This is a genomic window from Streptomyces sp. TN58, from assembly GCF_001941845.1.
In the GTDB taxonomy this organism is placed as follows: Bacteria; Actinomycetota; Actinomycetes; order Streptomycetales; family Streptomycetaceae; genus Streptomyces.
Genome location: NZ_CP018870.1, coordinates 4,376,994 through 4,402,981, shown reverse-complemented (window position 1 = coordinate 4,402,981; position 25,988 = coordinate 4,376,994). Strand labels below are relative to the sequence as shown.

General features: G+C 68.0%; 36 protein-coding genes. All 36 read right to left on the bottom strand.

Features of this window, described 5'->3' with window-relative positions:
- Positions 1–6: 6 nt before the first annotated feature.
- Entirely contained in the window at positions 7–1,626 is a 1,620-nt protein-coding gene (locus BSL84_RS20115) for an ABC-F family ATP-binding cassette domain-containing protein (RefSeq protein WP_030026345.1), read from the bottom strand.
- Between the two features lie 53 nt (positions 1,627–1,679).
- Positions 1,680–2,531 (bottom strand): tRNA pseudouridine(38-40) synthase TruA, encoded by an 852-nt coding sequence (gene truA / locus BSL84_RS20110; protein WP_075970845.1) that lies wholly within the window; start codon positions 2,529–2,531, stop codon positions 1,680–1,682.
- Positions 2,532–2,633: 102 nt separating this feature from the next.
- A complete protein-coding gene (rplQ, locus tag BSL84_RS20105; protein WP_007265921.1) occupies positions 2,634–3,110 on the bottom strand; it encodes a 50S ribosomal protein L17 in 477 nt (158 codons plus the stop codon).
- A 106-nt stretch (positions 3,111–3,216) separates the two neighbouring features.
- Positions 3,217–4,239 carry a DNA-directed RNA polymerase subunit alpha gene (locus BSL84_RS20100; protein ID WP_007265920.1) on the bottom strand — a complete coding sequence of 341 codons (1,023 nt, stop codon included), beginning with the start codon at positions 4,237–4,239 and terminating at the stop codon, positions 3,217–3,219.
- A 157-nt stretch (positions 4,240–4,396) separates the two neighbouring features.
- Complete coding sequence (rpsK, locus tag BSL84_RS20095; RefSeq protein ID WP_003956432.1) at positions 4,397–4,801, bottom strand: 30S ribosomal protein S11; 405 nt, start codon at positions 4,799–4,801, stop codon at positions 4,397–4,399.
- Between the two features lie 54 nt (positions 4,802–4,855).
- The gene (gene rpsM, locus BSL84_RS20090) at positions 4,856–5,236 is read right to left on the bottom strand and encodes a 30S ribosomal protein S13 (protein WP_007265919.1); all 381 of its coding nucleotides are present in this window, start codon (positions 5,234–5,236) and stop codon (positions 4,856–4,858) included.
- Positions 5,237–5,435: 199 nt separating this feature from the next.
- Complete coding sequence (rpmJ, locus tag BSL84_RS20085; RefSeq protein ID WP_003956441.1) at positions 5,436–5,549, bottom strand: 50S ribosomal protein L36; 114 nt, start codon at positions 5,547–5,549, stop codon at positions 5,436–5,438.
- 73 nt (positions 5,550–5,622) lie between these two features.
- Positions 5,623–5,844, bottom strand: a complete 222-nt coding sequence (infA, locus tag BSL84_RS20080; protein WP_003956442.1) for a translation initiation factor IF-1 — start codon at positions 5,842–5,844, stop codon at positions 5,623–5,625.
- A 138-nt stretch (positions 5,845–5,982) separates the two neighbouring features.
- A complete protein-coding gene (gene map, locus BSL84_RS20075) occupies positions 5,983–6,834 on the bottom strand; it encodes a type I methionyl aminopeptidase (RefSeq protein ID WP_045323411.1) in 852 nt (283 codons plus the stop codon).
- Positions 6,835–7,004: 170 nt separating this feature from the next.
- A complete protein-coding gene (locus BSL84_RS20070; RefSeq protein WP_030026341.1) occupies positions 7,005–7,652 on the bottom strand; it encodes an adenylate kinase in 648 nt (215 codons plus the stop codon).
- A complete protein-coding gene (secY, locus tag BSL84_RS20065; protein ID WP_030026339.1) occupies positions 7,652–8,965 on the bottom strand; it encodes a preprotein translocase subunit SecY in 1,314 nt (437 codons plus the stop codon). The genes BSL84_RS20070 and secY overlap by 1 nt, the downstream gene beginning before the upstream one ends.
- Positions 8,966–9,152: 187 nt before the next feature.
- Positions 9,153–9,608 carry a 50S ribosomal protein L15 gene (rplO, locus tag BSL84_RS20060; protein ID WP_030026337.1) on the bottom strand — a complete coding sequence of 152 codons (456 nt, stop codon included), beginning with the start codon at positions 9,606–9,608 and terminating at the stop codon, positions 9,153–9,155.
- A 2-nt stretch (positions 9,609–9,610) separates the two neighbouring features.
- Complete coding sequence (gene rpmD, locus BSL84_RS20055) at positions 9,611–9,793, bottom strand: 50S ribosomal protein L30 (protein WP_005313525.1); 183 nt, start codon at positions 9,791–9,793, stop codon at positions 9,611–9,613.
- Positions 9,793–10,395, bottom strand: a complete 603-nt coding sequence (rpsE, locus tag BSL84_RS20050; protein WP_015035588.1) for a 30S ribosomal protein S5 — start codon at positions 10,393–10,395, stop codon at positions 9,793–9,795. The genes rpmD and rpsE overlap by 1 nt, the downstream gene beginning before the upstream one ends.
- Positions 10,396–10,440: 45 nt before the next feature.
- A complete protein-coding gene (rplR, locus tag BSL84_RS20045) occupies positions 10,441–10,824 on the bottom strand; it encodes a 50S ribosomal protein L18 (RefSeq protein ID WP_030026334.1) in 384 nt (127 codons plus the stop codon).
- A gap of 2 nt (positions 10,825–10,826) precedes the next feature.
- Entirely contained in the window at positions 10,827–11,366 is a 540-nt protein-coding gene (gene rplF / locus BSL84_RS20040) for a 50S ribosomal protein L6 (RefSeq protein ID WP_030653648.1), read from the bottom strand.
- 20 nt (positions 11,367–11,386) lie between these two features.
- Complete coding sequence (gene rpsH, locus BSL84_RS20035; protein ID WP_007265911.1) at positions 11,387–11,785, bottom strand: 30S ribosomal protein S8; 399 nt, start codon at positions 11,783–11,785, stop codon at positions 11,387–11,389.
- A 220-nt stretch (positions 11,786–12,005) separates the two neighbouring features.
- Positions 12,006–12,191, bottom strand: coding sequence for a type Z 30S ribosomal protein S14 (locus BSL84_RS20025; protein WP_003956452.1), 186 nt, complete (start codon positions 12,189–12,191; stop codon positions 12,006–12,008).
- Between the two features lie 5 nt (positions 12,192–12,196).
- On the bottom strand, positions 12,197–12,748 hold the full coding sequence (gene rplE / locus BSL84_RS20020; RefSeq protein ID WP_030026331.1) for a 50S ribosomal protein L5: 552 nt from the start codon (positions 12,746–12,748) through the stop codon (positions 12,197–12,199).
- Positions 12,748–13,059 carry a 50S ribosomal protein L24 gene (rplX, locus tag BSL84_RS20015; protein WP_030026329.1) on the bottom strand — a complete coding sequence of 104 codons (312 nt, stop codon included), beginning with the start codon at positions 13,057–13,059 and terminating at the stop codon, positions 12,748–12,750. Before rplX ends, rplE begins: the two co-directional genes overlap by 1 nt.
- A gap of 2 nt (positions 13,060–13,061) precedes the next feature.
- The gene (gene rplN / locus BSL84_RS20010; RefSeq protein ID WP_003956455.1) at positions 13,062–13,430 is read right to left on the bottom strand and encodes a 50S ribosomal protein L14; all 369 of its coding nucleotides are present in this window, start codon (positions 13,428–13,430) and stop codon (positions 13,062–13,064) included.
- Between the two features lie 110 nt (positions 13,431–13,540).
- Complete coding sequence (rpsQ, locus tag BSL84_RS20005; RefSeq protein ID WP_030026328.1) at positions 13,541–13,822, bottom strand: 30S ribosomal protein S17; 282 nt, start codon at positions 13,820–13,822, stop codon at positions 13,541–13,543.
- Positions 13,822–14,046, bottom strand: coding sequence for a 50S ribosomal protein L29 (rpmC, locus tag BSL84_RS20000; protein ID WP_008739703.1), 225 nt, complete (start codon positions 14,044–14,046; stop codon positions 13,822–13,824). Before rpmC ends, rpsQ begins: the two co-directional genes overlap by 1 nt.
- Entirely contained in the window at positions 14,046–14,465 is a 420-nt protein-coding gene (gene rplP, locus BSL84_RS19995; protein WP_030026326.1) for a 50S ribosomal protein L16, read from the bottom strand. Before rplP ends, rpmC begins: the two co-directional genes overlap by 1 nt.
- A 5-nt stretch (positions 14,466–14,470) precedes the next feature.
- Complete coding sequence (rpsC, locus tag BSL84_RS19990; protein WP_007265905.1) at positions 14,471–15,310, bottom strand: 30S ribosomal protein S3; 840 nt, start codon at positions 15,308–15,310, stop codon at positions 14,471–14,473.
- Positions 15,310–15,657: a 50S ribosomal protein L22 gene (rplV, locus tag BSL84_RS19985; protein WP_007265904.1), complete on the bottom strand. Its 348-nt coding sequence runs from the start codon at positions 15,655–15,657 to the stop codon at positions 15,310–15,312. Before rplV ends, rpsC begins: the two co-directional genes overlap by 1 nt.
- A gap of 43 nt (positions 15,658–15,700) precedes the next feature.
- Positions 15,701–15,982 (bottom strand): 30S ribosomal protein S19, encoded by a 282-nt coding sequence (rpsS, locus tag BSL84_RS19980; protein ID WP_007265903.1) that lies wholly within the window; start codon positions 15,980–15,982, stop codon positions 15,701–15,703.
- 12 nt (positions 15,983–15,994) lie between these two features.
- Positions 15,995–16,831, bottom strand: coding sequence for a 50S ribosomal protein L2 (gene rplB / locus BSL84_RS19975; RefSeq protein ID WP_030026325.1), 837 nt, complete (start codon positions 16,829–16,831; stop codon positions 15,995–15,997).
- Between the two features lie 39 nt (positions 16,832–16,870).
- On the bottom strand, positions 16,871–17,194 hold the full coding sequence (gene rplW, locus BSL84_RS19970; protein WP_007265901.1) for a 50S ribosomal protein L23: 324 nt from the start codon (positions 17,192–17,194) through the stop codon (positions 16,871–16,873).
- Positions 17,194–17,844, bottom strand: a complete 651-nt coding sequence (rplD, locus tag BSL84_RS19965; RefSeq protein ID WP_030026322.1) for a 50S ribosomal protein L4 — start codon at positions 17,842–17,844, stop codon at positions 17,194–17,196. Before rplD ends, rplW begins: the two co-directional genes overlap by 1 nt.
- 5 nt (positions 17,845–17,849) lie before the next feature.
- On the bottom strand, positions 17,850–18,494 hold the full coding sequence (gene rplC, locus BSL84_RS19960; RefSeq protein WP_007265899.1) for a 50S ribosomal protein L3: 645 nt from the start codon (positions 18,492–18,494) through the stop codon (positions 17,850–17,852).
- A gap of 14 nt (positions 18,495–18,508) precedes the next feature.
- The gene (gene rpsJ / locus BSL84_RS19955) at positions 18,509–18,817 is read right to left on the bottom strand and encodes a 30S ribosomal protein S10 (RefSeq protein ID WP_003948644.1); all 309 of its coding nucleotides are present in this window, start codon (positions 18,815–18,817) and stop codon (positions 18,509–18,511) included.
- 475 nt (positions 18,818–19,292) lie between these two features.
- Positions 19,293–20,414: a hypothetical protein gene (locus BSL84_RS19950; RefSeq protein ID WP_045323410.1), complete on the bottom strand. Its 1,122-nt coding sequence runs from the start codon at positions 20,412–20,414 to the stop codon at positions 19,293–19,295.
- An 88-nt stretch (positions 20,415–20,502) separates the two neighbouring features.
- Complete coding sequence (locus BSL84_RS19945; RefSeq protein WP_051873052.1) at positions 20,503–23,106, bottom strand: N-acetylmuramoyl-L-alanine amidase; 2,604 nt, start codon at positions 23,104–23,106, stop codon at positions 20,503–20,505.
- A gap of 140 nt (positions 23,107–23,246) precedes the next feature.
- Entirely contained in the window at positions 23,247–25,055 is a 1,809-nt protein-coding gene (locus tag BSL84_RS19940) for a hypothetical protein (protein WP_030026481.1), read from the bottom strand.
- Between the two features lie 32 nt (positions 25,056–25,087).
- Entirely contained in the window at positions 25,088–25,987 is a 900-nt protein-coding gene (locus BSL84_RS19935) for a glycosyltransferase family 2 protein (protein WP_075970844.1), read from the bottom strand.
- Position 25,988 lies beyond the last annotated feature (1 nt).

The following is a 25,988-nucleotide window of genomic DNA, read 5'->3' as shown; positions in this document are numbered from 1 at the left end:
TCACCGTCAGCGCTTGCGTTCTACCCTGCGTTCGTCCCAGACGGGCTCCTGAGTCTCCCGCACAACACCGTCCGAACCGAAGACCAGGTAACGGTCAAATGTGCGCGCGAACCAGCGGTCGTGGGTGACGCACAGCACCGTCCCGTCGTAGGACTCCAGGCCGTCCTGGAGGGCCTCCGCGGACTCCAGGTCCAGGTTGTCGGTGGGCTCGTCGAGCAGCAGCGCCGTGGTGCCCGCCAGCTCCAGCAGCAGGATCTGGAAACGTGCCTGCTGGCCGCCCGACAGCTTCTCGAAGGGCTGCTCGGCCTGGCGCTCCAGCTCGTAGCGGCGCAGGGCCCCCATGGCCTGTCCCAGGGGCTTGGCGGCCTCCGTCCACAGGATCTCGACGAGGGTCCGGCCGAACAGCTCCGGATGGGCGTGGGTCTGCGCGAAATGGCCGGGAACCACCCGTGCGCCCAGCTTCCAGTCGCCGGTGTGCTTGACGTCCTCGCCCGCCAGCAGCCGCAGGAAGTGCGACTTGCCGGAGCCGTTCGAGCCGAGCACCGCGACCCGCTCCCCGTAGAAGACCTCCAGGGAGAACGGTTTCATCAGCCCGGTGAGCTCCAGGTTCTCCACGGTCAGCGCGCGCACGCCGGTCCGGCCGCCCTTGAGCCGCATCTTGATGTCCTGCTCGCGCGGCGGCTCCGGCGGCGGGCCGGCCTCCTCGAACTTCTGGAAGCGGGTCTGCATCGCCCGGTAGCGCGACGCCATGTCGGGGCTGCTCGCGGCCTGGTTTCGCAGCCGCAGTACCAGGGCCTTGAGGCGGGCGTGCTCCTCGTCCCAGCGCCTCTTGAGCTCCTCGAAGCGGGCGAAGCGCTCCTTGCGGGCGTCGTGGTAGGTGGCGAAGCCCGCACCGTGCACCCAGACGTCGGAGCCGGTCGGGCTCGCCTCCAGGCTGATGATCTTCTCGGCCGCCTGGGTCAGCAGCTCCCGGTCGTGGGAGACGAACAGGACCGTCTTGCGGGTCGCCTTCAGCTGCTCCTCCAGCCACCGCTTGCCGGGTACGTCGAGGTAGTTGTCCGGCTCGTCGAGCAGCAGCACCTCGTCCGGCCCGCGCAGCAGCGCCTCCAGCACGAGCCGCTTCTGCTCACCGCCGGAGAGCGTGCGCACCTCGCGGAACTGCGCGGAGTCGTACGGGATGGCCAGCGCGGCCATCGTGCAGACGTCCCACAGGGTCTCCGCCTCGTAGCCCTGGACGTCCGCCCAGTCGCTGAGGGCCTGGGCGTAGGCCATCTGGGCGGCCTCGTCGTCCACCGTCATGATCAGGTGCTCGGCGCGGTCGACGGCCTTCGCGGCCTCCCGGATCCGCGGCTGGGCCACCGACACCAGCAGGTCCCGTACGGTCGTCTCGTCCCGTACGGAGCCCACGAACTGGGACATCACGCCGAGCCCGCCGCTGATGGACACGCCGCCGCCGTGCGGCTGGAGCTCGCCGGAGATCAGCTTCAGCAGGGTGGTCTTGCCGGCGCCGTTCGCCCCGACCAGGGCGGCCACCGCCCCCTCCCCCACGCGGAAGGAGACGTCGGGGAGCAGTACCCGCCCGTCGGGAAGGTAGTACTCCAGATGGCTGGCTTCGAGATGTCCCATGCCGGGCATTGTCCAGGGCGGCGCCGGATACGCCCAAACGATTTGCCGGCGGCTCAGCAGCAGCCGGCGCCCGGCAGGGTCCGCATGTTGCGGGCTTCCCGGCTGCGCGCGGCCAGCAGCTCGTCGGCCGGGTAGCCGACCTCCTCCAGGGTCAGCCCGTGCGGCTTGACCACGTGCACCGAGGAGTCCCGTACGCCGGCCGCCAGCACCTTGCCGGGCCAGTCGACGGGCCGGTGGCCGTCGCCGACGTGCAGCAGGGCGCCCACTAGGGAGCGGACCATGTTGTGGCAGAAGGCGTCGGCGCGGACCGTCGCGGTGACGATGCCGTCCTCGGCGCGCTCCCAGCTGAGCTGCTGGAGCGTGCGGATGGTCGTGGCGCCCTCGCGCTTCTTGCAGTAGGCGGCGAAGTCGTGCTCGCCCAGCAGCGCGGTGGCCGCCTCGTTCATGGCGGCCACGTCGAGGGGCCACTGGTGCCAGAGGACGTGGCCGCGGCGCAGCGGGTCCACGCCGCCCTGGTGGTCGCCGACGCGGTAGGCGTAGCGGCGCCAGACGGCGGAGAAGCGGGCGTTGAAGCCCTCGGGGGCCTCGGCGACCTTCCACACCCGTACGTCGTGCGGGAGGCGGCCGGCGAGGCGGCGCAGCAGTCTGTCGTGGTGCTCGGCCCAGACCTCCTCGGCGAGGTCGAACTGCGCGACCTGCCCGCGGGCGTGGACGCCCGCGTCCGTACGCCCGGCCACGGTCAGCTCGACCGGCTGCTTCAGCCGCATCACGGTCTGCAGGGCGCTCTCCAGCTCTCCCTGGACGGTCCGCAGCGTGCGCTGCTTCGCCCAGCCGGAGAAGTCCCTGCCGTCGTAGCTCAGGTCCAGCCGTACCCGGACGTGCCCGGGCTCCACCTCGTCACTCACGTGACCGATCCTCTCAGAGTCACCCATATGCAGAACGGGCCCGCCCCGGGAAGGGGCGGGCCCGTTCAGAGCCGATCAAGCAAGCTCGATCCCGGAGCGGGATCAGGCCTCCTTGGTCTCCTCGACGGCCTCGGTCTCGGTGGCCTCGGCCTTGGCCTCCGCCTCCTTGACCGCGCGCTTCGTGGCGGCCTCGGCCTCGCCGGTGGCCTGCTGGGCGACCGTAAGGGCCTCGACCAGCTCGATCACGGCCATCGGGGCGTTGTCGCCGCGACGGTTGCCGATCTTGGTGATGCGCGTGTAACCACCGGGGCGGTTCTCGTAGCGCGGGGCGATCTCGGTGAACAGCGTGTGCACGATGCTCTTGTCCGTGATCGTCTGCAGCACCAGGCGACGGTTGTGGATGTCGCCCTTCTTGGCCTTGGTGACCAGACGCTCGGCGTAGGGACGCAGGCGGCGGGCCTTGGCCTCGGTGGTGGTGATGCGGCCGTGCTCGAAGAGCGCCTTCGCGAGGTTCGCGAGCAGGTGCTTCTCGTGTGCGGCGGAGCCGCCCAGGCGGGCACCCTTTGCGGGACGCGGCATTGTTACTCCTTCACATCTGCACCGGCCGTGTCAGGTACCGGTGTCAGTTCCCTCAGGCGGTCGCGAGAGGGTGGGTGCGGGGGGCGCGAGCCCCCCGCAAGCTTTCTCAGTACTGCTCGGTCTCGACGAAACCGGCGTCCGCGTCGTCGTCGGCGCCGAAGGCGTCGGCGGCGGCGGTCGGGTCGAATCCGGGCGGGCTGTCCTTCAGGGCCAGGCCCATGCCGGCCAGCTTCGCCTTGACCTCGTCGATCGACTTCGCACCGAAGTTGCGGATGTCGAGCAGGTCGGCCTCGGAGCGGGCGACGAGCTCACCCACGGAGTGGATGCCCTCGCGCTTGAGGCAGTTGTACGACCGAACGGTGAGCTCCAGCTCCTCGATCGGCAGCGCCAGGTCGGCGGCCAGGGCGGCGTCCGTCGGGGACGGGCCCATGTCGATGCCCTCGGCGTCGATGTTGAGCTCGCGGGCCAGACCGAACAGCTCGACCAGGGTCTTGCCGGCGGACGCCATGGCGTCGCGCGGGCGCATGGCCTGCTTGGTCTCGACGTCGACGATCAGCTTGTCGAAGTCGGTGCGCTGCTCGACTCGGGTCGCCTCGACCTTGTAGGTGACCTTGAGGACCGGGCTGTAGATGGAGTCGACCGGGATGCGGCCGATCTCCTGGCCCAGCTGCTTGTTCTGGACGGCGGAGACGTAGCCGCGACCGCGCTCGACGGTCAGCTCCATCTCCAGCTTGCCCTTGCCGTTGAGCGTGGCGAGGACGAGGTCCGGGTTGTGCACCTCGACACCGGCCGGGGGCGCGATGTCGGCAGCGGTGACCAGGCCGGGACCCTGCTTGCGCAGGTACATCACGACCGGCTCGTCGTGCTCCGAGGAGACGACCAGCTGCTTGATGTTGAGGATGATGTCCGTGACGTCTTCCTTGACGCCCGGCACGGTGGTGAACTCGTGCAGGACGCCGTCCACGCGGATGCTGGTGACAGCGGCACCCGGGATGGAGGACAGGAGGGTACGGCGCAGGGAGTTGCCGAGGGTGTAACCGAAGCCCGGCTCCAGCGGCTCGATCACGAAGCGCGAGCGGTACTCGTCTACGACCTCTTCGGTCAGCGACGGACGCTGAGCGATAAGCATGTCTGTGTTCCTTCATTCGTGGACGCCCACTATTTGACGCCCGACGGGGGCCGTACCGGGCGCTGCCCGGGACGGCTACTGCAAGGGTACGGGCGGTACGCCCCCCGAAGGGGTCGTACCGCCCGGACACTCAAAGACGCACTGTGCGTCCGCTGCGTCAGACGCGGCGGCGCTTCGGCGGGCGGCAGCCGTTGTGCGGGGTGGGGGTGACGTCCTGGATCGAGCCGACTTCGAGGCCGGTGGCCTGGAGGGAGCGGATCGCGGTCTCACGGCCGGAGCCGGGACCCTTGACGAAGACGTCGACCTTGCGCATGCCGTGCTCCTGCGCGCGGCGGGCGGCCGACTCGGCGGCCATCTGCGCGGCGAAGGGGGTGGACTTGCGCGAGCCCTTGAAGCCGACGTGGCCGGCGGAGGCCCAGGAGATCACGTTGCCGGACGGGTCCGTGATCGAAACGATGGTGTTGTTGAACGTGCTCTTGATGTGGGCGTGCCCGTGAGCGACGTTCTTCTTTTCCTTGCGGCGCACCTTCTTGGCAGCGCCCTGACGACCCTTGGGGGGCATCTAAATCTCCTACGGGAGGTGGTCGGTCCTACAGCGCAAGACCGCTGAACAGGACTACTTCTTGCCCGGCTTCTTCTTACCGGCGATCGCGCGACGCGGGCCCTTGCGGGTACGCGCGTTCGTGCTGGTGCGCTGACCGTGCACCGGGAGGCCGCGACGGTGGCGGATGCCCTGGTAGCACTGGATCTCGATCTTGCGGCGGATGTCGCCCTGGATCTCGCGGCGGAGGTCACCCTCGGTACGGAGGTTGGCGTCCACGTACTCGCGGATCTTGACGAGGTCCTCTTCGGCCAGGTCACGAACGCGGGTGTTCGGGTTCACGCCGGTGGAGGCGAGGATCTCCTTGGACCGGGTGCGCCCGATACCGAAGACGTAGGTGAGTGCGATCTCCACACGCTTTTCGCGCGGGATGTCAACACCGGAAACGCGTGCCATTCAATGGCTCCTGTGTGTTCGGGGGTCTTCCACAGAACCGATCCCGACCGCCGACCACCCGTGTCGGGTGATGGTACGTCCGGGTCCCCGGCCCCCGCCGGAGGTGCCGCCGGCCCTTGCGGGGCTGGGCGGGTTCTGCGTATGTACGTTTTCTTACGTCGCGCGAAGAACTGCGTTAAGGCAGGTCGGTCGGCGTGCGTCAGCCCTGGCGCTGCTTGTGGCGCAGGTTGTCGCAGATGACCATGACCCGGCCGTGACGGCGGATCACCTTGCACTTGTCGCAGATCTTCTTGACGCTCGGCTTGACCTTCATGTTGGTGAGGTTCTCCGGGTCAGTGCCACCACCCGCACCGGGACGGACGCCCAGGCAGGAGTGAGAGCAAGATCTACTTGTATCGGTAGACGATCCGGCCACGCGTCAGGTCGTAGGGAGAGAGCTCCACGACAACCCGGTCATCGGGCAGGATGCGGATGTAGTGCATGCGCATCTTCCCGCTGATGTGCGCGAGGACCTTGTGACCGTTCTGGAGCTCCACCTTGAACATGGCGTTCGGGAGGGACTCGATCACGGTGCCCTCGATTTCGATGGCACCTTGCTTCTTGGCCACGCTTCGCCTTTCGAATCGGCTACCTTGATCGGCCTCGCGCGCCATGGAGACATGGAAGTGCACGAGAGCCGACGAGTCAGTCTACGTCAGGGCACCCAGAAAGACGAATCCGGAAAGTTTGCCCCAGAGTCTAGATCATTAACCGAGGGGGTCCGGGGCCGTCGTGACCCCGTACTCCGCCAGCTTCGCCTTGCCGCAGTCCGGACTGGTCAGGACGATCGGACCGGCCTCCGTCAGTGCGACGGAGTGCTCCCAGTGCGAGGACCAGGTGCCGTCCGTGGTGATGACCGTCCAGTCGTCCGAGAGGACCTCCGTCTGGGCGGTGCCCAGGGAGACCATCGGCTCGATCGCCAGGCAGACACCCGGGACGAGCTTGATCCCCTTGCCCCGCTTGCGCGAGACGTAGTTCAGCAGGTGGGGGTCCATGTGCATCTCGGACCCGATGCCGTGGCCGCCGTAGTCCTCGATGATCCCGAACTTGCCGCGGCTGTTCTCACCGGTGGCGGGGCGGGGCTGGCGCTTGATGTACGTCTCGATCGCCTTGGAGATGTCCACGAGGCGGTTGCCCAGCTTCATCGCGGCGATGCCGGCCCACATCGACTCCTCCGTCACCCGGGAGAGCTCCACCAGCTCGGGCGCGTGACCGGTACCGACGAAGGCGGTGTACGCCGCGTCGCCGTGCCAGCCGTCCACGATCGCGCCGGCGTCGATGGAGATGACGTCGCCGTCCTTGAGGACGGTCTTGTCGTCCGGGATGCCGTGGACGACGACCTCGTTGACCGAGGTGCAGATCGTCGCGGGGAAACCGCCGTAGCCGAGGAAGTTCGACTTCGCCCCGGCGTCCGCGATGACCTTGCGGGCCACCATGTCCAGGTCCCGCGTCGTGGCACCCGGTACGGCCGCCTCACGGGTCGCGGCATGGATCGCGGCGACGACCAGCCCCGCCTCGCGCATCTTCGCGATCTGCTCGGGGGTCTTGATCTGCACCATTAAGCGTGCCTTCCGTCTTCTGCGGCTGAACCGCCGCCGCTCTCGCGGACGAGGTCGCCGTCCGCTGTGATTGCTCAATTATCGGCTGATGTCGTACCGCGGCGCGTCATGCAGACGGCCGCGGTGCCCCGAGGGGACACCGCGGCCGTGCCTGCACAGCAAGGGGCTGACTACTTCTGGAGAGCGTCCATGGCGCGCTTGGTGACGTCGGAGACCTCACCGAGGGCAGGGATCGTCACCAGCAGGCCCTGGGCCTTGTAGTAGTCGATGATCGGCTCGGTCTGCGTGTGGTAGACCTCCAGCCGGTTGCGGACCGTCGCCTCCGAGTCGTCACCGCGCTGGTACAGCTCGCCGCCGCAGGTGTCGCAGACACCCTCGGCCTTCGGCGGGGCGTACGTCACGTGGAAGACGTGCGCGGAGTCGTTGCGGCAGATCCGGCGGCCGGCGATGCGCTTGACGACCTCGTCCTCCTCAACCTCCAGGTCGAGGACGGCGTCGAGCTTCATGCCCTCCGCCTGGAGCATCACGTCGAGCGCCTCGGCCTGCGAGACGTTGCGCGGGAAGCCGTCGAGCAGGAACCCGCCCGCGGCGTCGGCCTGCTCCATCCGGTCCTTCGCCATGCCGATGGTCACCTCGTCGGGGACCAGGTCGCCGGCGTCCATGAACGCCTTCGCCTGCTTGCCCAGCTCGGTGCCCTGGCTGATGTTGGCCCGGAACAGGTCGCCCGTGGAGATGTGCGGGATCGACAGGTTCTTGGCAAGGAACGCGGCCTGCGTTCCCTTGCCCGCACCGGGCGGTCCGACGAGGACGATTCGCATCAGCGGAGGAACCCTTCGTAATTACGCTGCTGGAGCTGGCTCTCGATCTGCTTCACGGTTTCCAGACCCACACCCACGATGATGAGGATGCTCGTCCCGCCGAACGGGAAGTTCTGGTTCGCTCCGAAGCCGGCCAACGCCATCGTCGGCACAAGAGCGATGAGACCCAGGTACAGCGACCCCGGCCAGGTGATCCGGTTGAGCACGTAGCTCAGGTACTCGGCGGTGGGTCGGCCGGCACGGATACCCGGGATGAACCCACCATACTTCTTCATGTTGTCTGCAACTTCCTCGGGGTTGAACGAGATCGCCACGTAGAAGAACGCGAAGAAGACGATCAGGAGGAAGTAGACCGCGATGTAGTACGGGTGGTCGCCCTTGACGAAGTGCTTCTGGATCCAGGTGGCCCAGCCCGCGGTGGACCCGCTGAACTGCACGACCAGCGCCGGGATGTAGAGCAGCGACGAGGCGAAGATGACGGGGATGATGCCCGCCTGGTTCACCTTGAGCGGGATGTAGGTGGAGGTGCCGCCGTAGGCGCGGCGGCCGATCATGCGCTTCGCGTACTGGACCGGGATCCGGCGCTGCGCCTGCTCGACGAAGACCACCAGGCCGACCATCGCGAGGCCGACCAGCATGACCACGCCGAACTCGACCCAGCCGTCCGCGATCTTGCCCTGGAGCTTGATCTGCCAGAGGGCGCCGATGAAGCCGGCGGCGATCGAGATGAACATGAGGATCGACATGCCGTTGCCGATGCCGCGGTCGGTGATGAGCTCACCGAGCCACATCACGACGCAGGTACCGGCGGTCATGGTGACCACCATCACGACCGTGGTGAAGATCGACCGGTCGGGAACGATCTGGCTGGCGACCTGGCAGCCCTGGAACAGGGCGCCGGTACGGGCGGTGGCGACGAGGCCGGTGCCCTGGAGGATCGCGAGCGCGACCGTCAGATAACGCGTGTACTGAGTGATCTTCGCCGTGCCGGACTGGCCCTCTTTCTTGAGGGTCTCCAGCTTCGGGATGACCACGGTCAGCAGCTGCAGGATGATGCTCGCCGTGATGTACGGCATGATGCCGAGCGCGAAGATCGTGATCTGCAGCAGCGCACCGCCGCTGAACATGTTGACGAGGCCGAACAGACCATTGCTGCTTCCGGCCTGTTCCACGCAGATCTGTACGTTCTTGTAGCTCACGCCGGGTACGGGGACATGGGACCCGAGCCGGAACAGCACGATGATGCCGAGCGTGAAGAGCAGCTTCTTGCGCAGGTCGGGCGTCTTGAACGCCCGGGCGAACGCGGTGAGCACGGTGCCTCCTGCGACCCCCGCGCTACTGCGTCAGAGGTGACGGTCTGAGGGATCGACGTATACGACAAAGCAATGGTGCACGCCACCTTACCGGCGAGTGTGCCCCCCGTGGAACGACCAACCGGGGATGCCCCATATGTGAGGCATCCCCGGTCGGGTTTTGAGCTATTCAGCCACTGAAATCGTCTTAGACGAGCTCGGTGACGGTACCGCCGGCAGCGGTGATCTTCTCCTTGGCGGAGGCGGAAACGGCGTCAACCGAAACCTGCAGCGCCACGGAGAGCTCGCCCTGGCCCAGGACCTTGACGAGGCTGTTCTTGCGAACCGCGCCCTTGGCGACCAGGTCGGCCACCGTGACTTCTCCACCCTCGGGGTAGAGAGCGCCGAGCTTGTCCAGGTTGACAACCTGGAACTCGGTGCGGAACGGGTTCTTGAAGCCCTTGAGCTTCGGCAGGCGCATGTGGAGGGGCATCTGCCCACCCTCGAAGCGCTGCGGGATCTGGTAACGGGCCTTCTGGCCCTTCGTACCACGACCGGCCGTCTTACCCTTCGACGCCTCACCGCGACCCACACGGGTCTTCGCGGTCTTGGCACCGGGGGCGGGACGGAGGTTGTGGGCCTTCAGCGGGCTGTTCTCAGCCATGATTAGTCAACCTCCTCAACCGTCACGAGGTGGCGGACGGTGTGCACCATTCCGCGGAACTCGGGGCGGTCCTCCTTGACGACGACGTCGTTCAGGCGCTTGAGCCCGAGCGAACGCAGCGTGTCGCGGTGGTTCTGCTTGCTGCCGATGTACGACTTCGTCTGCGTGATCTTGAGGCGAGCCATTACGCACCCGCCCCAGCCCGCGCACGGAGCAGAGCCGCGGGAGCGACGTCCTCAAGGGGCAGACCACGGCGAGCCGCGATCTCCTCGGGACGCTGCAGGCCCTTGAGGGCCTCCACGGTCGCGTGCACGATGTTGATCGCGTTGTCGGAGCCCAGGGACTTCGACAGGATGTCGTGAACGCCGGCGCACTCCAGAACGGCGCGCACCGGGCCACCGGCGATAACACCGGTACCGGGGGAAGCAGGCTTCAGCAGGACAACGCCGGCCGCCTTCTCGCCCTGGATCGGGTGCGGGATGGTGCCCTGGATGCGGGGAACCTTGAAGAAGTTCTTCTTGGCTTCCTCGACGCCCTTGGCGATGGCCGCGGGAACTTCCTTGGCCTTGCCGTAACCGACACCTACGGTGCCGTCACCGTCACCCACCACGACGAGCGCGGTGAAGCTGAAGCGACGACCACCCTTGACAACCTTGGCGACACGGTTGATCGCGACAACGCGCTCAACGTAAGCGGTCTTCTCGGCGGCAGCGCCACCGTCGCGACCCTTCCGGTCCCGCCGCTCGCCGCCACCGGCACCGCTTCCGCGGCGCTGGGGTCCAGCCATTGGATTACCTCTCTCTGTTACGTCCGTGAGTCCCGGAACCGGGGCTTAGAACTTCAGCCCGGCTTCGCGGGCGGCGTCAGCCAGAGCGGCAATGCGCCCGGCGTATCGGTTGCCACCGCGGTCAAAGACGACGGTCTCGACACCCGCGGCCTTGGCACGCTCGGCGACGAGCGCGCCGACAGCCTGGGCCTGGGCGCTCTTGTCGCCTTCGCCACCGCGGATCGAAGCGTCCAGGGTCGACGCCGACGCCAGGGTGTGGCCCTGGAGGTCGTCGATGACCTGAGCAACGATGTTGCGGTTGGAACGCGTCACGACGAGGCGCGGACGCTCCGCCGTACCCGAGACGTTCTTGCGGATGCGGATGTGGCGGCGAGCCTTGGCAGCGCGCTTGTACGCGTCGCCCTTGGCGATCTTCACACCGTATGCCATGGCTACTTACCAGCCTTTCCGACCTTGCGGCGGATGACCTCGCCGGCGTACTTGACACCCTTGGCCTTGTACGGGTCGGGCTTCCGCAGCTTGCGGATGTTGGCGGCGACCTCGCCGACCTTCTGCTTGTCGATGCCCTCGACCGAGAACTTGGTCGGCGACTCGACCTTGAAGGAGATGCCCTCGGGCGCCTCCACCAGGATCGGGTGGCTGTAGCCGAGCTGGAACTCCAGGTTGGAGCCCTTCGCGGCCACGCGGTAACCGACACCGCTGATCTCAAGGGCCTTGACGTATCCCGTGGTCACACCGGTGATCATGTTCGCCACCAGCGTGCGGGACAGGCCGTGCAGGGCCTTGTTCTGACGCTCGTCGTTCGGACGGGTGACGTTCAGAACGCCGTCCTCGTCCTTGACAACTGCGATGGGCGCCTTGACGGTGTGCGCGAGGGAACCCTTGGGGCCCTTCACGTTGACCGTCTGGCCATCGATGGTGACGTCCACACCGGCGGGAACCTGGATGGGGAGCTTGCCGATTCGCGACATTGCTTTTCCTCCGTTCCCGACTACCAGACGTAGGCGAGGACTTCCCCACCTACGCCCTTCTTGCCTGCCTGCTGGCCGGTCAGGAGACCGTGGGACGTGGAGATGATCGCCACGCCCAGGCCGCCGAGGACCTTCGGCAGGTTGGTGGACTTCGCGTACACGCGCAGACCGGGCTTCGAGATCCGCTTGATGCCCGCGATGGAGCGCTCACGGTTCGGCCCGAACTTCAGCTCAAGGACGAGGTTCTTGCCGACCTCGGCGTCCTCGACCTTCCAGCCGGTGATGAAACCCTCCTGCTTGAGGATCTCCGCGATGTGCGACTTGATCTTGCTGTGCGGCATCACGACGGTGTCGTGGTACGCCGAGTTAGCGTTACGCAGACGCGTGAGCATGTCTGCGATGGGGTCAGTCATGGTCATGAAGTGGCCTTCGGCCTCTCTCGCCGGGGTTTCCTGTATGCGCCATCCCTCTCCCCACTCAGTGGCGGGACGGGTGCGGCACGGGGACCTACGGCGTAGTAAGTCGATAGGGCGGCGGACGCCCAACCCCACAAGCCTACGGCATGCGGGCAGGGCGGTCCGCCGACCTGATGCTTACCGAGAGCGTCTGGAAAACCTCAACACCCAAAGGGCGTGGGGATTACCAGGAGCTCTTGGTCACGCCCGGCAGCTCGCCACGGTGAGCCATCTCACGGAGGCACACGCGGCAGAGGCCGAACTTGCGGTACACGGAGTGGGGGCGACCGCAGCGCTGGCAGCGGGTGTACGCACGCACACCGAACTTGGGCTTACGGGCAGCCTTCGCGATGAGAGCCTTCTTCGCCATCTCGCTTACGCCTCCTTGAAGGGGAAGCCGAGGTGACGAAGGAGCGCGCGGCCCTCAGCGTCGTTGGTCGCCGTGGTGACCACGGTGATGTCCATACCCCGGGTACGGTCGATCTTGTCCTGGTCGATCTCGTGGAACATGACCTGCTCCGTGAGACCGAAGGTGTAGTTGCCACGGCCGTCGAACTGCTTCGGCGACAGACCACGGAAGTCACGGATACGCGGCAGCGCGAGCGACAGCGTACGGTCCAGGAACTCCCACATACGGTCACCACGGAGGGTGACGTGGCAGCCGATCGGCTGACCCTCGCGCAGCTTGAACTGCGCGATGGACTTGCGGGCCTTCGTGACGGCCGGCTTCTGACCGGTGATCGTCGTCAGGTCGCGGATGGCGCCGTCGATCAGCTTCGAGTCACGGGCGGCGTCGCCGACACCCATGTTCACGACGATCTTGACGAGGCCGGGGATCTGCATGACGTTCTCGTAGGAGAACTCCTCACGCAGCTTGCCCGCGATCTCCTCGCGGTACTTCGTCTTCAGACGCGGAGTGGTAGCCATCAGATGTCCTCACCCGTGCGCTTGGCAACGCGGATCTTGTTGCCCTCGTCGTCGAAGCGGTAACCGACGCGGGTGACGACCTTCTTGCCGTCCTTCTCCACGACCAGCTGGACGTTGGACACGTGGACCGGGGCCTCGGTGATCACGATGCCGCCGGCCTGGTTCTGTCCGGCCTTGGTGTGCTTCTTGACCCGGTTGACACCCTCGACCAGGACGCGGTTCTCGGCGGGGAAGGCGACGATGACCTTGCCCTGCTTGCCCTTGTCCTTACCGGTGATGACCTGTACCAGGTCGCCCTTCTTGATCTTCATGCTTACAGCACCTCCGGCGCGAGCGAGATGATCTTCATGAACTTCTTCTCGCGCAGCTCACGGCCGACGGGGCCGAAGATACGGGTGCCGCGAGGGTCGCCGTCGTTCTTCAGAATGACGGCGGCGTTCTCGTCGAAGCGGATGTACGAGCCGTCCTGGCGGCGGCGCTCCTTGACGGTGCGAACGATGACCGCCTTGACGACGTCACCCTTCTTCACGTTGCCACCGGGGATCGCGTCCTTGACGGTGGCGACGATGACGTCACCGATGCCCGCGTAGCGGCGACCGGAGCCACCGAGAACACGGATGCAAAGGATCTCCTTGGCACCAGTGTTGTCGGCGACACGCAGTCGCGACTCCTGCTGGATCACGTCTATCTCCTGTTTGTCTGCCGGTTCCCGGCGGGGGCCTCACACTCCGAAGAGCGGTGGCCCCCACCGAGCCTGGCGGAACGAATCCGGGGGAAACCCCCCGGACTTGATTACTTGGCCTTCTCGAGGATCTCGACGATGCGCCAGCGCTTGCTCGCCGACAGCGGACGCGTCTCCATGATGAGGACGCGGTCGCCGACGCCGGCAGCGTTCTGCTCGTCGTGCGCCTTGAGCTTGTTCGTACGGCGGATGACCTTGCCGTACAGCGCGTGCTTGACGCGGTCCTCGACGGCGACGACGACGGTCTTGTCCATCTTGTCGCTGACGACGAGACCCTCACGGGTCTTGCGGAAACCGCGCTCGTTCGTCTCAGTCACGTTCTTCTCGCTCATCAGGCGCTCTCCACCGTCTCGATACCGAGCTCACGCTCGTGCATCAGGGTGTAGATGCGAGCGATGTCCTTACGGACGGACTTGAGCCGGCCGTTGTTCTCCAGCTGACCCGTGGCCGCCTGGAAGCGGAGCTTGAACAGCTCCTCCTTGGCCTCGCGCAGCTTGCCAACGAGCTCCTCGTTGCCGAGCTCACGCAGCTCGGACGCCTTGGTTCCCGTCGCCATCACGACTCACCTGCCTCGCGCCGAACAATCCGGCACTTCATCGGAAGCTTGTGAGCAGCGCGGGTGAGCGCCTCACGAGCAATCTTCTCGTTCGGGTAGGACAGCTCGAACATGACCCGGCCCGGGTGCACGTTGGCGATCCACCACTCGGGAGAACCCTTACCGGAACCCATGCGGGTCTCGGCGGGCTTCTTCGTGAGCGGGCGGTCCGGGTAGATGTTGATCCAGACCTTGCCGCCACGCTTGATGTGGCGGGTCATCGCGATACGAGCCGCCTCGATCTGGCGGTTCGTCACGTACGCCGGGGTCAGCGCCTGGATGCCGTACTCGCCGAACGAGACCTCAGTACCGCCCTTGGCCATACCGCGGCGCTTCGGGTGGTGCTGCTTGCGGTGCTTGACCCTACGAGGGATCAGCATGTCGGTCAGGCCTCCGTTCCGGTGCTCTCAGCCGGAGCGGCGGCGGGAGCGTCGGCCTTGGGGGCCTCGGCACCAGCAGCCTGCTGCGGCTTGCGGCCACCACGGCCGCCGCGCTCGCCACCACGGCCACCACGGCCGGCGGGACGGTCGCCAGCGCCGGCACCACGGGCCGGGCGGTTACCCGCACGGGCCGCAGCGTTCTCGGCGCGAACCTCGGCGATGTTCTTGACGTCGCCCTTGTAGATCCAGACCTTCACGCCGATACGGCCGAAGGTGGTCTTGGCCTCGAAGAAGCCGTAGTCCACGTTCGCGCGCAGCGTGTGCAGCGGCACACGACCCTCGCGGTAGAACTCGGAGCGGGACATCTCGGCGCCGCCGAGACGGCCGCCGCACTGGATCTTGATGCCCTTGGCGCCGGCCTTCATGGTGCCCTGCATGCTCTTGCGCATGGCACGACGGAAGGAGACGCGGGAGGAGAGCTGCTCGGCAACGGCCTGGGCAACCAGCTGAGCGTCGAGCTCGGGGTTCTTGACCTCGAGGATGTTCAGCTGGACCTGCTTGCCCGTGAGCTTTTCGAGGTCGCCGCGGATGCGGTCGGCCTCGGCGCCACGGCGGCCGATGACGATGCCCGGACGAGCGGTGTGGATGTCCACACGCACGCGGTCACGGGTGCGCTCGATCTCAACCTTCGAGATGCCGGCGCGCTCCATGCCGGACGTCATCATCCGACGGATGGCGACGTCTTCCTTGACGTAGTCCTTGTACAGCTTGTCGGCGTACCAACGGGACTTGAAGTCCGTGGTGATGCCGAGTCGGAACCCGTGCGGGTTTACCTTCTGGCCCATTACCGGGAACCTTCCTTGCTGCTGACGACCACGGTGATGTGGCTGGTCCGCTTGCGGATCCGGTAGGCACGGCCCTGGGCGCGCGGACGGAACCGCTTCAGGGTCGGGCCCTCGTCCACGTACGCCTCGCTGATGACCAGCGTGGAGGCGTCCGGGTGGTTGTAGTTGTGCGCGGCGTTGGCAATGGCGCTGTCCAGCACCTTGCCGACCGGCACGCTCGCGGCCTGCGGGGCGAAACGCAGGACCGCCTGAGCCTCCGTGGCATCCATGCCACGGATAAGGTCCACCACGCGGCGGGCCTTCATGGGCGTGACGCGGATGTACCGCGCCTGGGCCCTGGCTTCCATGGTTGTCCCTTCGGTGTAAGTCATAGTCGTAACCACCCCGCCTTTAGCGGCGCTTCGACTTCCGGTCGTCCTTGACGTGGCCGCGGAAGGTGCGAGTCGGCGAGAACTCGCCGAGCTTGTGGCCGACCATCGACTCGGTGACGAACACCGGGACGTGGGTCTTGCCGTTGTGCACCGCGATGGTGTGACCCAGCATGCTGGGGATGATCATCGAGCGACGGGACCAGGTCTTGATGACGTTCTTGGTGCCGGCTTCGTTCTGGGCGTCCACCTTCTTTACGAGGTGGTCGTCGACGAAGGGCCCCTTCTTGAGACTGCGCGGCATCTAAACCCGCTCCTAGCGCTTCTTGTTCGTCTTGCGGCGGCGGACGATGTACTTGTTCGAAGCCTTCTTCGGCGAACGAGTACGACCCTCCTTCTGACCCCACGGGGAGACCGGGTGGCGACCACCACTGGTCTTGCCCTCACCACCACCGTGCGGGTGGTCAACCGGGTTCATCGCGACACCGCGGACGGAGGGGCGGACGCCCTTCCAGCGCATGCGGCCGGCCTTGCCCCAGTTGATGTTCGACTGCTCGGCGTTGCCGACCTCGCCGACCGTGGCGCGGCAGCGCGCGTCGACGAGACGGATCTCACCGGACGGCATACGAAGGTGGGCCATCACGCCCTCCTTCGCCAGCAGCTGCACGGAGGCACCAGCGGAACGCGCGAACTTGGCGCCGCCACCGGGGCGGAGCTCGATCGCGTGGATCGTGGTACCGACCGGGATGTTGCGGAGCGCGAGGTTGTTGCCCGGCTTGATGTCGGCCGTGGGGCCGTTCTCGATCCGGTCACCCTGCTGCAGACCGCGCGGCGCGATGATGTAGCGCTTCTCGCCGTCGGCGTAGTGCAGCAGCGCGATGCGCGCGGTGCGGTTGGGGTCGTACTCGATGTGCGCGACCTTGGCCGGCACGCCGTCCTTGTCGTGACGACGGAAGTCGATCACGCGGTAGGCGCGCTTGTGGCCACCGCCCTGGTGGCGAACGGTCACACGACCGGTGTTGTTACGGCCGCCCTTGCTGTGCAGGGGGCGGACCAGCGACTTCTCCGGCGTGGACCGCGTGATCTCGACAAAGTCGGCGACGCTGGAGCCACGACGGCCCGGGGTCGTCGGCTTGTACTTGCGGATACCCATTTCTCAGTCCTCGTCCGATTCCGGACGACTAGACCTCCGTTAGGAGGCCTGGCCGCCGAAGATGTCGATACGGTTGCCCTCGGCAAGGGTCACGATGGCGCGCTTGGTGTTGGCGCGCTTGCCGAAACCGGTCTTGGTGCGCTTGCGCTTACCCTGACGGTTGATCGTGTTGACCCCGGTGACCTTGACCGAGAAGACCGCCTCGACGGCCTGCTTGATCTGGGTCTTGTTGGCGCCGGGCGCGACGATGAACGTGTACTTGTTCTCGTCCAGCAGCGCGTAGCTCTTCTCCGAGACGACCGGCTTGATCAGCAGGTCGCGCGGGTCGGTGAAGGTCTTGCTGGTAACGGTCGCCTCAGACATCAGGCGTCGCTCCCTTCGGTCTCGTCGGCCTTGGGGCCAGACACGAAGGACTCCAGCGCGGCCTGGGTGAAGACCACGTCGTCAGAGACGATCACGTCGTACGTGTTCAGCTGGCCCGGCTCCAGGATGTGAACCTGGGGCAGGTTGCGGGCGGACAGCCACGCGGCCTCGTCGGCGCGCTCGACGACCAGGAGCAGGTTCTTGCGCTCCGAGATCTTGCCGAACAGCGTCTTGGCGGCCTTCGTGGAGGCGGCACCCTCGACCACGCCGGTGACGACGTGGATGCGGGAGTGACGCGCGCGGTCCGAGAGGGCACCGCGGAGGGCGGCGACCTTCATCTTCTTGGGGGTCCGCTGCGAGTAGTCACGCGGCTGCGGGCCGTGGACGACGCCACCGCCGGCGAACTGCGGAGCGCGGGTCGAACCCTGACGGGCGCGGCCGGTGCCCTTCTGGCGGTAAGGCTTCTTGCCACCACCACGGACTTCGCCACGGGTCTTGGTCTTGTGCGTGCCCTGACGGGCAGCGGCCAGCTGTGCGACGACGACCTGGTGGATCAGCGGAACGCTGGTCTTCGCGTCGAAGATCTCCGCGGGGAGCTCGACGGTACCGGCCTTGTCGCCTGCCGGCGAAAGGATGTCAATGGTGCTCATTAACCTCAAGCCCCCTTGGCCGCGGTACGGACCAGGACGAGGCCGCCGTTCGGACCGGGGACTGCGCCCTTGATGAGGAGCAGACCCTTCTCCGCGTCTACCGCGTGGATGGTCAGGTTCTGGGTGGTGACGCGCTCGTTACCCATGCGACCGGCCATGCGCATGCCCTTGAAGACACGCCCAGGGGTGGCACAGCCACCGATCGAACCGGGGGAGCGGTGCTTGCGCTGCACACCGTGACCGGCGCCGAGGCCCCGGAAGTTGTGCCGCTTCATGACACCGGCGAAGCCCTTGCCCTTGCTGTTGCCCGTGACGTCGACCTTGACGCCGGACTCGAACACCTCAGCAGTGATCTCCTGGCCGAGCGTGTACTCGCTGGCGTCGGAGGTGCGGAGCTCCACCAGGTGGCGGCGGGGGGTCACGTCGGCCTTGGCGAAGTGGCCCTTGAGGGGCTTGTTCACCTTGCGCGGGTCGATCTCGCCGAAGGCGATCTGGACCGACTCGTAGCCGTCGATGTCGTTCGTACGGACCTGGGTAACGACGCAGGGTCCGGCCTTGACCACGGTCACCGGGACGACACGGTTGTTCTCGTCCCAGACCTGGGTCATGCCGAGCTTCTCGCCCAGGACGCCCTTGATCTGCTTTGCCATCTTCTCGACGCCTCTCAGAGCTTGATCTCGATGTCGACGCCGGCCGGAAGGTCCAGGCGCATCAGCGAGTCAACGGTCTTGGGCGTCGGGTCGAGGATGTCGATCAGGCGCTTGTGCGTGCGCATCTCGAAGTGCTCGCGCGAGTCCTTGTACTTGTGCGGCGACTTGATGACGCAGTACACGTTCTTCTCAGTGGGCAGCGGCACCGGGCCCGCGACCGACGCACCAGTGCGGGTCACCGTCTCGACGATCTTCTTCGCCGAGGAGTCGATGACCTCGTGGTCGTAGGCCTTGAGCCGGATGCGGATCTTCTGTCCCGCCATGGCTACTCCGTAGTCCTGTCTCTGTGTGGAAACGCTCTGGCTCCCGGTCGGCCGTGGGACGGGGTCCCACCGCCTCTCCTCCGACCCACGCGGTCGGGCGTGTCGCACTCCCTCCACAGAAAATTCCCATACGGAAATTCCCTCGTCCAAGGGGGTGCGGTCCCATGACCGCGGTTCGGGGGAGAAACACCCACCGGGTGCCTGGTGGGCACCGTGCTGACACTTCCCAGAAGATTCCCGTACGTCCGCCCCCATTGCTGCCCCGAGAGGCAGATTAAGGACGACGAGTACTGTGGGACTCGCTTCCGGTCCTCCCGGCGGGAGGCGCGCAGCATCGGCACTCAGCCGAGCAACTTGAGTAGTCTGCCATACGAGACACGTACCTGGCCAATCGGGTCGAAGAGAATACCCCGCCACGCTGAGTGGTCAAACTGCGCCGCACCCTTCGCGGGGCGGGGCCCCTCCCCCGGCCGGGTCAGGTCCGCGAGACCGTCCCGCAGCCCTCCTCCTCGTGCTGCTGGAGTGCCTGGCTGCGGTCGTACGGGTCCCTGGGCGGCCCGGACGGCACGGGGCCGTCGGCGGGGGCGTCCCGGAACATCGGATGCAGGTATCCGTCGTGGACGAAGCACTCGGAGTTCGCGATGTCGTAGGTGTAGGGCCCTATCTGCATCATCCCCGCCTCGACCCGCCACTTGCGGGGATCGGCGAAGGTGAACTCCATCTGCCGGCGCACGATGGTGCGGCTGACCTCCTCGGCGCCGCTCTTCGCCTGCGCCAGGGGGTAGACGAAGGTGTAGTCGGTCATGATGTCGACCTGGCCGGGGCTCTCGCCGGGCTCGACCGTCATCCGGCCGCGCACCTTGACCACGTCGCCGACGAGGCGCACCTGCGCCGGGTCGGCCCGGGTGAACACCTGGAGCGGGTCCGCGTCCCGTCCCGGGCGGGCCAGGGCGCCTTCCAGCAGGTCCACCATCTGCCGTTGTCCGGGGTCGATCATCTGCAGTGCCGCGGTGGGGCGCTCCCCTCGGAGCGTCGCCGGGTCCAGGTTGGCGAGTACCAGGAACTGCTTCGTCCGCTCCAGCCCCTGGGCGACCAGCTCTCGGCTGACCCCGTTCACGGCAGTGGCCTCGGGGATCTCGATGCCGGCGGCGCCGTCCGCCCACTGGAGGGCCGGGGAGCCGCGGAAGGGCTCGCTCAGGGTCGGCTGGTCCGGCGGCAGCGACGGGGGCGCGGCGGTCGGGCGGGTGGACTCGGCGGGCAGCGGGCCCGCCTTCGCGGCTTCCTCGCGGGCCTGCGCCTTGCCGGTGACGCGGTCGATCACCAGCTCGGGCCGTACGGCGACGAGTGCGAGCGCCGCGATGGCGGCGACGGCCGCGGCCGCCTTGAGCCGGCCGAGCCGGCGGGGTTCGCGCCGTGCGGGGCCGGTGCGCCACCCCGGCGGTTCCTGGCCCTGGGTCGCCCTCAGCCGCTCGGTCACCATGCGAGCCCGCGCGGAGGGCTCCTTCGGCGCGTCCCCGGCCCCCTGGGCGGCCTGCTCCATGAAACGGGACCACTCCTCGTCGGAGACGCCCGGTGTGCTGTCCTCGTTCTTCCCCATGCCCTGTCCTCGTCCGTTCCCCACCCGACGGGCGAAGGGCCCCACACCGGGTGGTGTGGGGCCCCTCACCTCGTAAAACGTTTCTTCTCTAGCGGAAGTAGCCCGTGATGTCCGCGATGAGATCCACGGAGCCCGAGTTGTTGTAGAAGCTGACCTTGCCGTCCACGACGGGCACGACCACCAGGTTGGGGATCGTGAGGCCCGGGGTGAAGTTCAGGTTCGACGCGCTGGAGCGGGTCGTGCCGCTCGGGAAGACCGACACGTGGCTCGCCTCGGTCGGGTTGGTCGCGGTCACGTTCAGCACTACGGCCTTGATCCCGGTGGCCGGGACTCCCCCGACGCCGGCCACCGGCAGGGTGACGACGCTGCCCCCGGTGACGGGGCCCTGGCGCACGCCCGTACCCGTACGGGTGTCCATCAGGCGCTTCGGGCCGAAGTTCGCGTGCGTGGCGCCCGCGTCGCCGTCCGAGAAGTAGCCGGTGATGTCGGCGATCAGGTCGACGGTGCCCTGGTTGTTGTAGAAGCTGACCTTGCCGTCCACGACGGGTACGACCACCAGGTTGGGGATCGTCTGGCCCGGGGTGAAGTTCAGGTTCGACGCGCTGGAGCGGGTCGTGCCGCTGGGGTACACCGACACGAAGCTCGGCTGCGTCGGGTTCGTCGCCGTCACGTTCAGCACGACGGCCTTGACGCCGGTGGCGGGGATGCCGCCGGTGCCCGCCACGGGCAGGGTGACGACGCCGCCGCTGCCGACGGGGCCGGCCGGGACGCCGATGCCGCTACGGGTGTCCATCAGGCGCTTCGGACCGAAGTTGGTGTGGGTGGCGCCGTCGGCGGTCGAGGTGAAGTAGCCGGTGATGTCGGCGATCAGGTCGACGGTGCCCTGGTTGTTGTAGAAGCTGACGCTTCCGTTGACGACCGGCACGACCACCAGGTTGGGGATCGTCTTCCCCGGGGTGAAGTTCAGGTTCGAGGCGCTGGAGCGGGTCGTGCCGCTGGGGTACACCGACACGAAGCTGGGCTGCGTCGGGTTCGTCGCCGTCACGTTCAGCACCACCGCGGTGGGCGTGCCGCCGGTGGCTGCGGCCACCGGCAGGGTGACGACCTCGCCGCTGCCGACGGGGCCCCTGCGGACGCCCAGGCCCTCACGGGTGTCCATGAGGCGCTTGGGGGTGAGGGGGACGAACTCGGCGCCCTTGACGTCGGCCTCGACGGTGACCGCGAGGCTCGTGGAGACCTTGCCGTTCGCGGCGGTCGCACGGACCCGGACCTCGTGCCTGCCGTCGGTCACGACCGCGGTCGCCCGGCGGGCCGCCGCGTCGGTGACGGCGGTGACCTCGCCGTCCACGAGCAGTTCGAACCTGGCCAGCCGGCCGGTGGCCGTGCTGGTGGTCCAGTCGACCGTCAGGGCGGCGCCGCTCGGGAGGGTGGCGCCCGGCTCGGCCGTCGCCCCGTTCACCGAGGCGATCTTCAGCTGGGCGGCGGGGCCGGTCTGCCGGAGCGCGTCCAGCTGCGGGTAGAGCGAGTTGCCCGGGCACTGGGTGTTGAAGCCGTCCCGGTGTCCCGAGAGGGACCTGAACTCGTACGGCTGGCCGGCGGTGTACTTCTTGCCGAAGTAGTTGGCCTGGTCGACGCCCGCGGTCAGGGTCGTGGTGCCGTTCAGGTCGCCGTCGTACTGGCCCAGCTTGTACGCCGCGACCTTGGAGACGGCGTCGAGCGCGGCGGCGGAGGCGCCGGCGCCGGTGTAGTCGCCGAGGACGGAGACGCTCGTCGACTCGGCGTTCCAGCCGTAGGTGTGGGCGCCCTGGACGGGCTGGTCCACGCCGCCCTGCCGGCCCTCGAAGACCGTTCCGCACTTGTCGACGAGGAAGTTGTAGCCGAGGTCGCGCCAGCCGTTGCCCTGTACGTGGTAGACGTGCAGGCCGCGGACGATGGCGGCGGACTCGGAGCACTCGTACGGGGCGGTGGCGGCGGTGTGGTGGACGAAGACCGCCTTGATCCTGCCGCCGGGCAGGTAGATCGGGCCCTCGTCGTTCAGGGACTCGTCGGCACCCCACTGCACGCGCGAGACCACGTCGGGCCGCGGCGCGGTCGATTCCGGTCCCGGCGTCGTCGGCGCGGGGTCCTCCGCGGGGAGGGCGAAGGCGGCCGGTCCGAGGCCCAGGTCGCCCTTCTTCTTGGCCTTCGCGGCGCCGGCGCCCGGGTCCACCAGGTTCAGCTCCATGCCGGACGGCAGGGTGCCGCCGCCGGTGACCCGTACCTCGGCGCCGTCGGAGGGGCCGACCCAGACCGGCTCGGTGGCGCCGCGCAGGCCCGGGCGCTTGCCGTCGAGGCCGGACTCGGCCTGCTCCAGCACGACCCACTTCGACCACTTGCCGCTGTCGGCGTCGCGGGTGCGGGCCTCGATCCGGCCCTTCACCTCGGCCTCGGGGTCGGTCCAGGAGACGCCGAGGAGCCCGAACGGCTCGGTGTCCTGCTGGGAGAGGCCGGCCTCTCCCCCGCCCTTGGGCCTGAGGGCGAGCTTGTGCAGCTCCCCCGCGACCGGCCCCTTCTCGCGGGCGCGGGCGCTGTACGGCGACACCGCGCCCTCGTCGGAACCGCCCGTGCCGCTGGCGACGCCCTGGATGCCCAGGACCGCCAGGACGCCGACCGCGGCGGCCAGAGCCGTCCCGCGCGCACGACCTATTCTCAAGTTGTCCCCAACCCCTATGCGGATCCGGCCAGGTGACAGCACTGGCCGGATCGGGATCCTACTGGCCGCTGCGACGGGCCGTCAGGGCGGGATCGGGCCTGCGGACGTGACGCCCGCCGCAGGCCGGTCGTACAGCGGTGCTATTCCACCGACTTGTCCTTGAACGGTGCCTTGCGGCCGCAGATCGCGGGCCATTCCGCGGCCACGATGTTGGCGCACCAGATCTCGCCGTCGTCCTCGAACTGCTTCCACAGCTTGACGGTGAGGTCCTCGCAGTCCTTGTTCGGCGCGAAGCGCGGGCACTTGCCGTTGGGCAGCTTGATGTTGTGCGCGCGCCAGGCGTCGAGGCCCATGAGGTCGGTGTCCTCGTGCGTCGGCATGTAGCGGTTGGCCGACCAGGAGGCGCCCATGGTGGCGAACAGCGCGACCGCGCAGACCATGCCGGCCGAGAGCTGACGGATCGTCCGGCGCGGGATGACCCGCGCGGACGGGGCGGCGGACGCCGGCCGCAGGGTCCGCTCGGTCCAGCCGGAGCCGCGCTGGACCGCCGCCATCACGCCGAGGACCGCCAGGATCATCAGCGCGTACATGATGATCCAGGTGGTCCGCGGGAACAGCTGCACCGCCTTGTCCTGCGCCATGTGCGAGGCGAACCAGAAGCGGGCCAGCCAGGCGCCGGCGAGCACCGCCGCGGCGGTGCGGACCATGACGTTGCGCAGGCCGAGGCCGATGCCGAGGCCCACGCCGAGGATCAGCAGCAGCGCGAAGCCGGTCTGGCCCGCCATCTCCCCGGAGACGGGCCACTGGTTGTACTTGATGTAGCCGGTCCTGTCGGAGATCCACCCCAGGACGTAGCCCGGGTCCGCGTACACGCCGAGGTAGGCGTACCGGTCCGGGGTCTGCGAGCCCAGCCGCACCATCTGGTAGAGCAGCGGGGCGCCGATGATCCCGGCCGTGGCCAGGACGGAGGCGACGAACAGCGCCGCCCGCTTCACCGCGGCAGCACCGGCCCGCCACGGGAAGACGAAGAGGAAGAGGACGGCGGCGCCGGGCGCGGCCCAGACGAACCAGCCCGAGTACCAGAGGAAGAGCACGCCGAAGATCGCGCCGAGGCCCGCGCCGCGCAGCACCAGGGACTTCGGGGTGCGGCCGGCGGACCGGCCCAGCTCGCGGAAGCAGTACCCGAGCAGCGGCAGCAGCACGATCATCACGACGTGGCTGTACGGGCGGACCGGGTCGAGGAACAGCACGGCCGACGGTACGGCGATCAGCAGCGCCCAGAAGGGGCGCAGCAGCAGCCGCCACGCCAGGTACGCCATCGGCCCGACGAGGGCGCTGCAGACGATCTGGAGGTCGTGCAGGGCGAAGCCCGAGCTGCCGAGGCCGTCGTAGCGGACCTTGGCCCACAGGGCGATCAGCGCCGGGAAGGCGGGCGGGTAGATGCCGGACACGCCCTCGCCCGCGAGGAAGGAGTTGGCCATCTCGACCAGGACGCTCGGGTCGCCCTCCTGGCCGCCGAGGGGGTGCGGGGTGCCGCGCAGCGCGACGACGACGCCGCCGGCCACGATGCCGGTGACCAGTCCGGCAAGGGCGGCGCAGACCAGCCGCTTGACGAGTTCGTGGCGTCGGACGGAGCCGCGGTAGGCCGTGTAGAGCAGCAGTCCGAGCAGGGGGAGGCCGAGGACGGCCGCGTACAGCTGGAGCTTGGCGAGGCCGCTGACCTGCCCGATGCGGTTCATCGGGTTGACGCCGACGTGCCGGCTCAGCAGCGTGAATCCGAGGGCCGCCACCACGCTGACGACGACCTCGGCCAGGATCTGCACCCACCGCCGGGACATCCACGCCCGGATCCCCGAGGGGGACGGGCGGTCCTCGCCCTGTGCCGGTTCGCCAGGACGCCGGGCCGGGGCGCCGGCGTCGCCGACCTGCTCGGGGGCCAGGTGTGTCATCTCGGTCCGTTTCGTGGTGGGGCGGGGGCGGATCAGTTCTGGCCGGAGGTGAAGGCGTGCTTGGCCAGGGTGCGGGCGCCCGCCTTGTTGCCGCTGCGCAGCGCTCCGGGGAGCATCGTCAGGGCGTGCAGCCGGGAGGCGCTGTGGAAGCGGGCCGCGCGGGCCGCCTTCGGCCAGCCGCGGGCGTCCATGCGGGCCGCGACGGCGGAGAAGTACCGCTCGGCCTCGGCGAAGCGGGTGCCGGAGAAGGCCTGGACCGACGACTCGCTGACGGCGTGCCGGCGGTACTGGAAGACGGTCGCGGTGTTGTCGACGACCATCTGCTCACCGCCTTCGAGGAGGTCGACGACGAGCGCGAGGTCCTGGATGACGGAGTAGTCGTCCCGGAAGTTCACCTTGCGCAGCACCTCTCCGCGCCAGGCGATCGACGGGAAGTAGAGCCAGTTGCCGCGCAGCACGCTGGCGGCCAGCTCCTCGCCGCCCATCAGGCGGCGGCCCTTGACCTGCGGGGCGTACAGGCGCTTCTTGGTGCTGTCCGCCAAGCCCTGGGTGACCTGGCCGGTGCCGTCGATGACCTCGACGCCGGGCTGGACCATGCCGATGCCCGGCTGGGCGTCGATGATCGAGCGGACGGTCTCCAGGTAGTGCGGGTGGAGGATGTCGTCGCAGCCCATGATGACGACGTAGTCGGCTTCGGACAGCCGGACGCACTTCTGGAAGTTCTTTGTGATGCCGAGGTTCTGCTCGTTGCGCGTGTAGTGCACGCGGTCGTCGCCGAGTCCGGCGAACCAGCCCGGTACGTCGGGCTCCTTGCCGTCGTCGATGACGACGAGGCGGAAGTCGCGGTCCGTCTGCGCCAGGACGCTGCGGACGGCGTCCTGCATCAGCTGCACGTCCCCGTAGTAGGGGAGCATGAAGTCGAAGGTCACCATG

Excerpts from the sequence above, each read along its gene's own strand:
- rplE (WP_030026331.1), bottom strand. The coding sequence starts at position 12,748 with ATGGCTACCACTCCGCGTCTGAAGACGAAGTACCGCGAGGAGATCGCG.
- BSL84_RS20025 (WP_003956452.1), bottom strand. The coding sequence starts at position 12,191 with ATGGCGAAGAAGGCTCTCATCGCGAAGGCTGCCCGTAAGCCCAAGTTC.
- rpsS (WP_007265903.1), bottom strand. The coding sequence starts at position 15,982 with ATGCCGCGCAGTCTCAAGAAGGGGCCCTTCGTCGACGACCACCTCGTA.
- rplR (WP_030026334.1), bottom strand. The coding sequence starts at position 10,824 with ATGGCATACGGTGTGAAGATCGCCAAGGGCGACGCGTACAAGCGCGCT.
- BSL84_RS20115 (WP_030026345.1), bottom strand. The coding sequence starts at position 1,626 with ATGGGACATCTCGAAGCCAGCCATCTGGAGTACTACCTTCCCGACGGG.
- rpsC (WP_007265905.1), bottom strand. The coding sequence starts at position 15,310 with ATGGGCCAGAAGGTAAACCCGCACGGGTTCCGACTCGGCATCACCACG.
- rplB (WP_030026325.1), bottom strand. The coding sequence starts at position 16,831 with ATGGGTATCCGCAAGTACAAGCCGACGACCCCGGGCCGTCGTGGCTCC.
- rplQ (WP_007265921.1), bottom strand. The coding sequence starts at position 3,110 with ATGCCGCGTCCCGCAAAGGGTGCCCGCCTGGGCGGCTCCGCCGCACAC.
- BSL84_RS19935 (WP_075970844.1), bottom strand. The coding sequence starts at position 25,987 with ATGGTGACCTTCGACTTCATGCTCCCCTACTACGGGGACGTGCAGCTG.
- rplX (WP_030026329.1), bottom strand. The coding sequence starts at position 13,059 with ATGAAGATCAAGAAGGGCGACCTGGTACAGGTCATCACCGGTAAGGAC.
- rpsM (WP_007265919.1), bottom strand. The coding sequence starts at position 5,236 with ATGGCACGCGTTTCCGGTGTTGACATCCCGCGCGAAAAGCGTGTGGAG.
- rpsH (WP_007265911.1), bottom strand. The coding sequence starts at position 11,785 with ATGACCATGACTGACCCCATCGCAGACATGCTCACGCGTCTGCGTAAC.
- map (WP_045323411.1), bottom strand. The coding sequence starts at position 6,834 with ATGGTGCAGATCAAGACCCCCGAGCAGATCGCGAAGATGCGCGAGGCG.
- rplF (WP_030653648.1), bottom strand. The coding sequence starts at position 11,366 with ATGTCGCGAATCGGCAAGCTCCCCATCCAGGTTCCCGCCGGTGTGGAC.
- rplO (WP_030026337.1), bottom strand. The coding sequence starts at position 9,608 with ATGGCTGAGAACAGCCCGCTGAAGGCCCACAACCTCCGTCCCGCCCCC.
- rplD (WP_030026322.1), bottom strand. The coding sequence starts at position 17,844 with ATGAGCACCATTGACATCCTTTCGCCGGCAGGCGACAAGGCCGGTACC.
- rplW (WP_007265901.1), bottom strand. The coding sequence starts at position 17,194 with ATGTCTGAGGCGACCGTTACCAGCAAGACCTTCACCGACCCGCGCGAC.
- rplC (WP_007265899.1), bottom strand. The coding sequence starts at position 18,494 with ATGGCAAAGCAGATCAAGGGCGTCCTGGGCGAGAAGCTCGGCATGACC.
- rplP (WP_030026326.1), bottom strand. The coding sequence starts at position 14,465 with ATGCTGATCCCTCGTAGGGTCAAGCACCGCAAGCAGCACCACCCGAAG.
- rpsJ (WP_003948644.1), bottom strand. The coding sequence starts at position 18,817 with ATGGCGGGACAGAAGATCCGCATCCGGCTCAAGGCCTACGACCACGAG.
- rpmD (WP_005313525.1), bottom strand. The coding sequence starts at position 9,793 with ATGGCTCGCCTCAAGATCACGCAGACGAAGTCGTACATCGGCAGCAAG.
- BSL84_RS20070 (WP_030026341.1), bottom strand. The coding sequence starts at position 7,652 with ATGCGAATCGTCCTCGTCGGACCGCCCGGTGCGGGCAAGGGAACGCAG.
- BSL84_RS19950 (WP_045323410.1), bottom strand. The coding sequence starts at position 20,414 with ATGGGGAAGAACGAGGACAGCACACCGGGCGTCTCCGACGAGGAGTGG.
- rpsE (WP_015035588.1), bottom strand. The coding sequence starts at position 10,395 with ATGGCTGGACCCCAGCGCCGCGGAAGCGGTGCCGGTGGCGGCGAGCGG.
- rplV (WP_007265904.1), bottom strand. The coding sequence starts at position 15,657 with ATGGAAGCCAGGGCCCAGGCGCGGTACATCCGCGTCACGCCCATGAAG.
- BSL84_RS20100 (WP_007265920.1), bottom strand. The coding sequence starts at position 4,239 with ATGCTTATCGCTCAGCGTCCGTCGCTGACCGAAGAGGTCGTAGACGAG.
- rpmC (WP_008739703.1), bottom strand. The coding sequence starts at position 14,046 with ATGGCGACGGGAACCAAGGCGTCCGAGCTGCGTGAGCTCGGCAACGAG.
- BSL84_RS19940 (WP_030026481.1), bottom strand. The coding sequence starts at position 25,055 with ATGACACACCTGGCCCCCGAGCAGGTCGGCGACGCCGGCGCCCCGGCC.
- rpmJ (WP_003956441.1), bottom strand. The coding sequence starts at position 5,549 with ATGAAGGTCAAGCCGAGCGTCAAGAAGATCTGCGACAAGTGCAAGGTG.
- rpsK (WP_003956432.1), bottom strand. The coding sequence starts at position 4,801 with ATGCCCCCCAAGGGTCGTCAGGGCGCTGCCAAGAAGGTGCGCCGCAAG.
- rpsQ (WP_030026328.1), bottom strand. The coding sequence starts at position 13,822 with ATGAGCGAGAAGAACGTGACTGAGACGAACGAGCGCGGTTTCCGCAAG.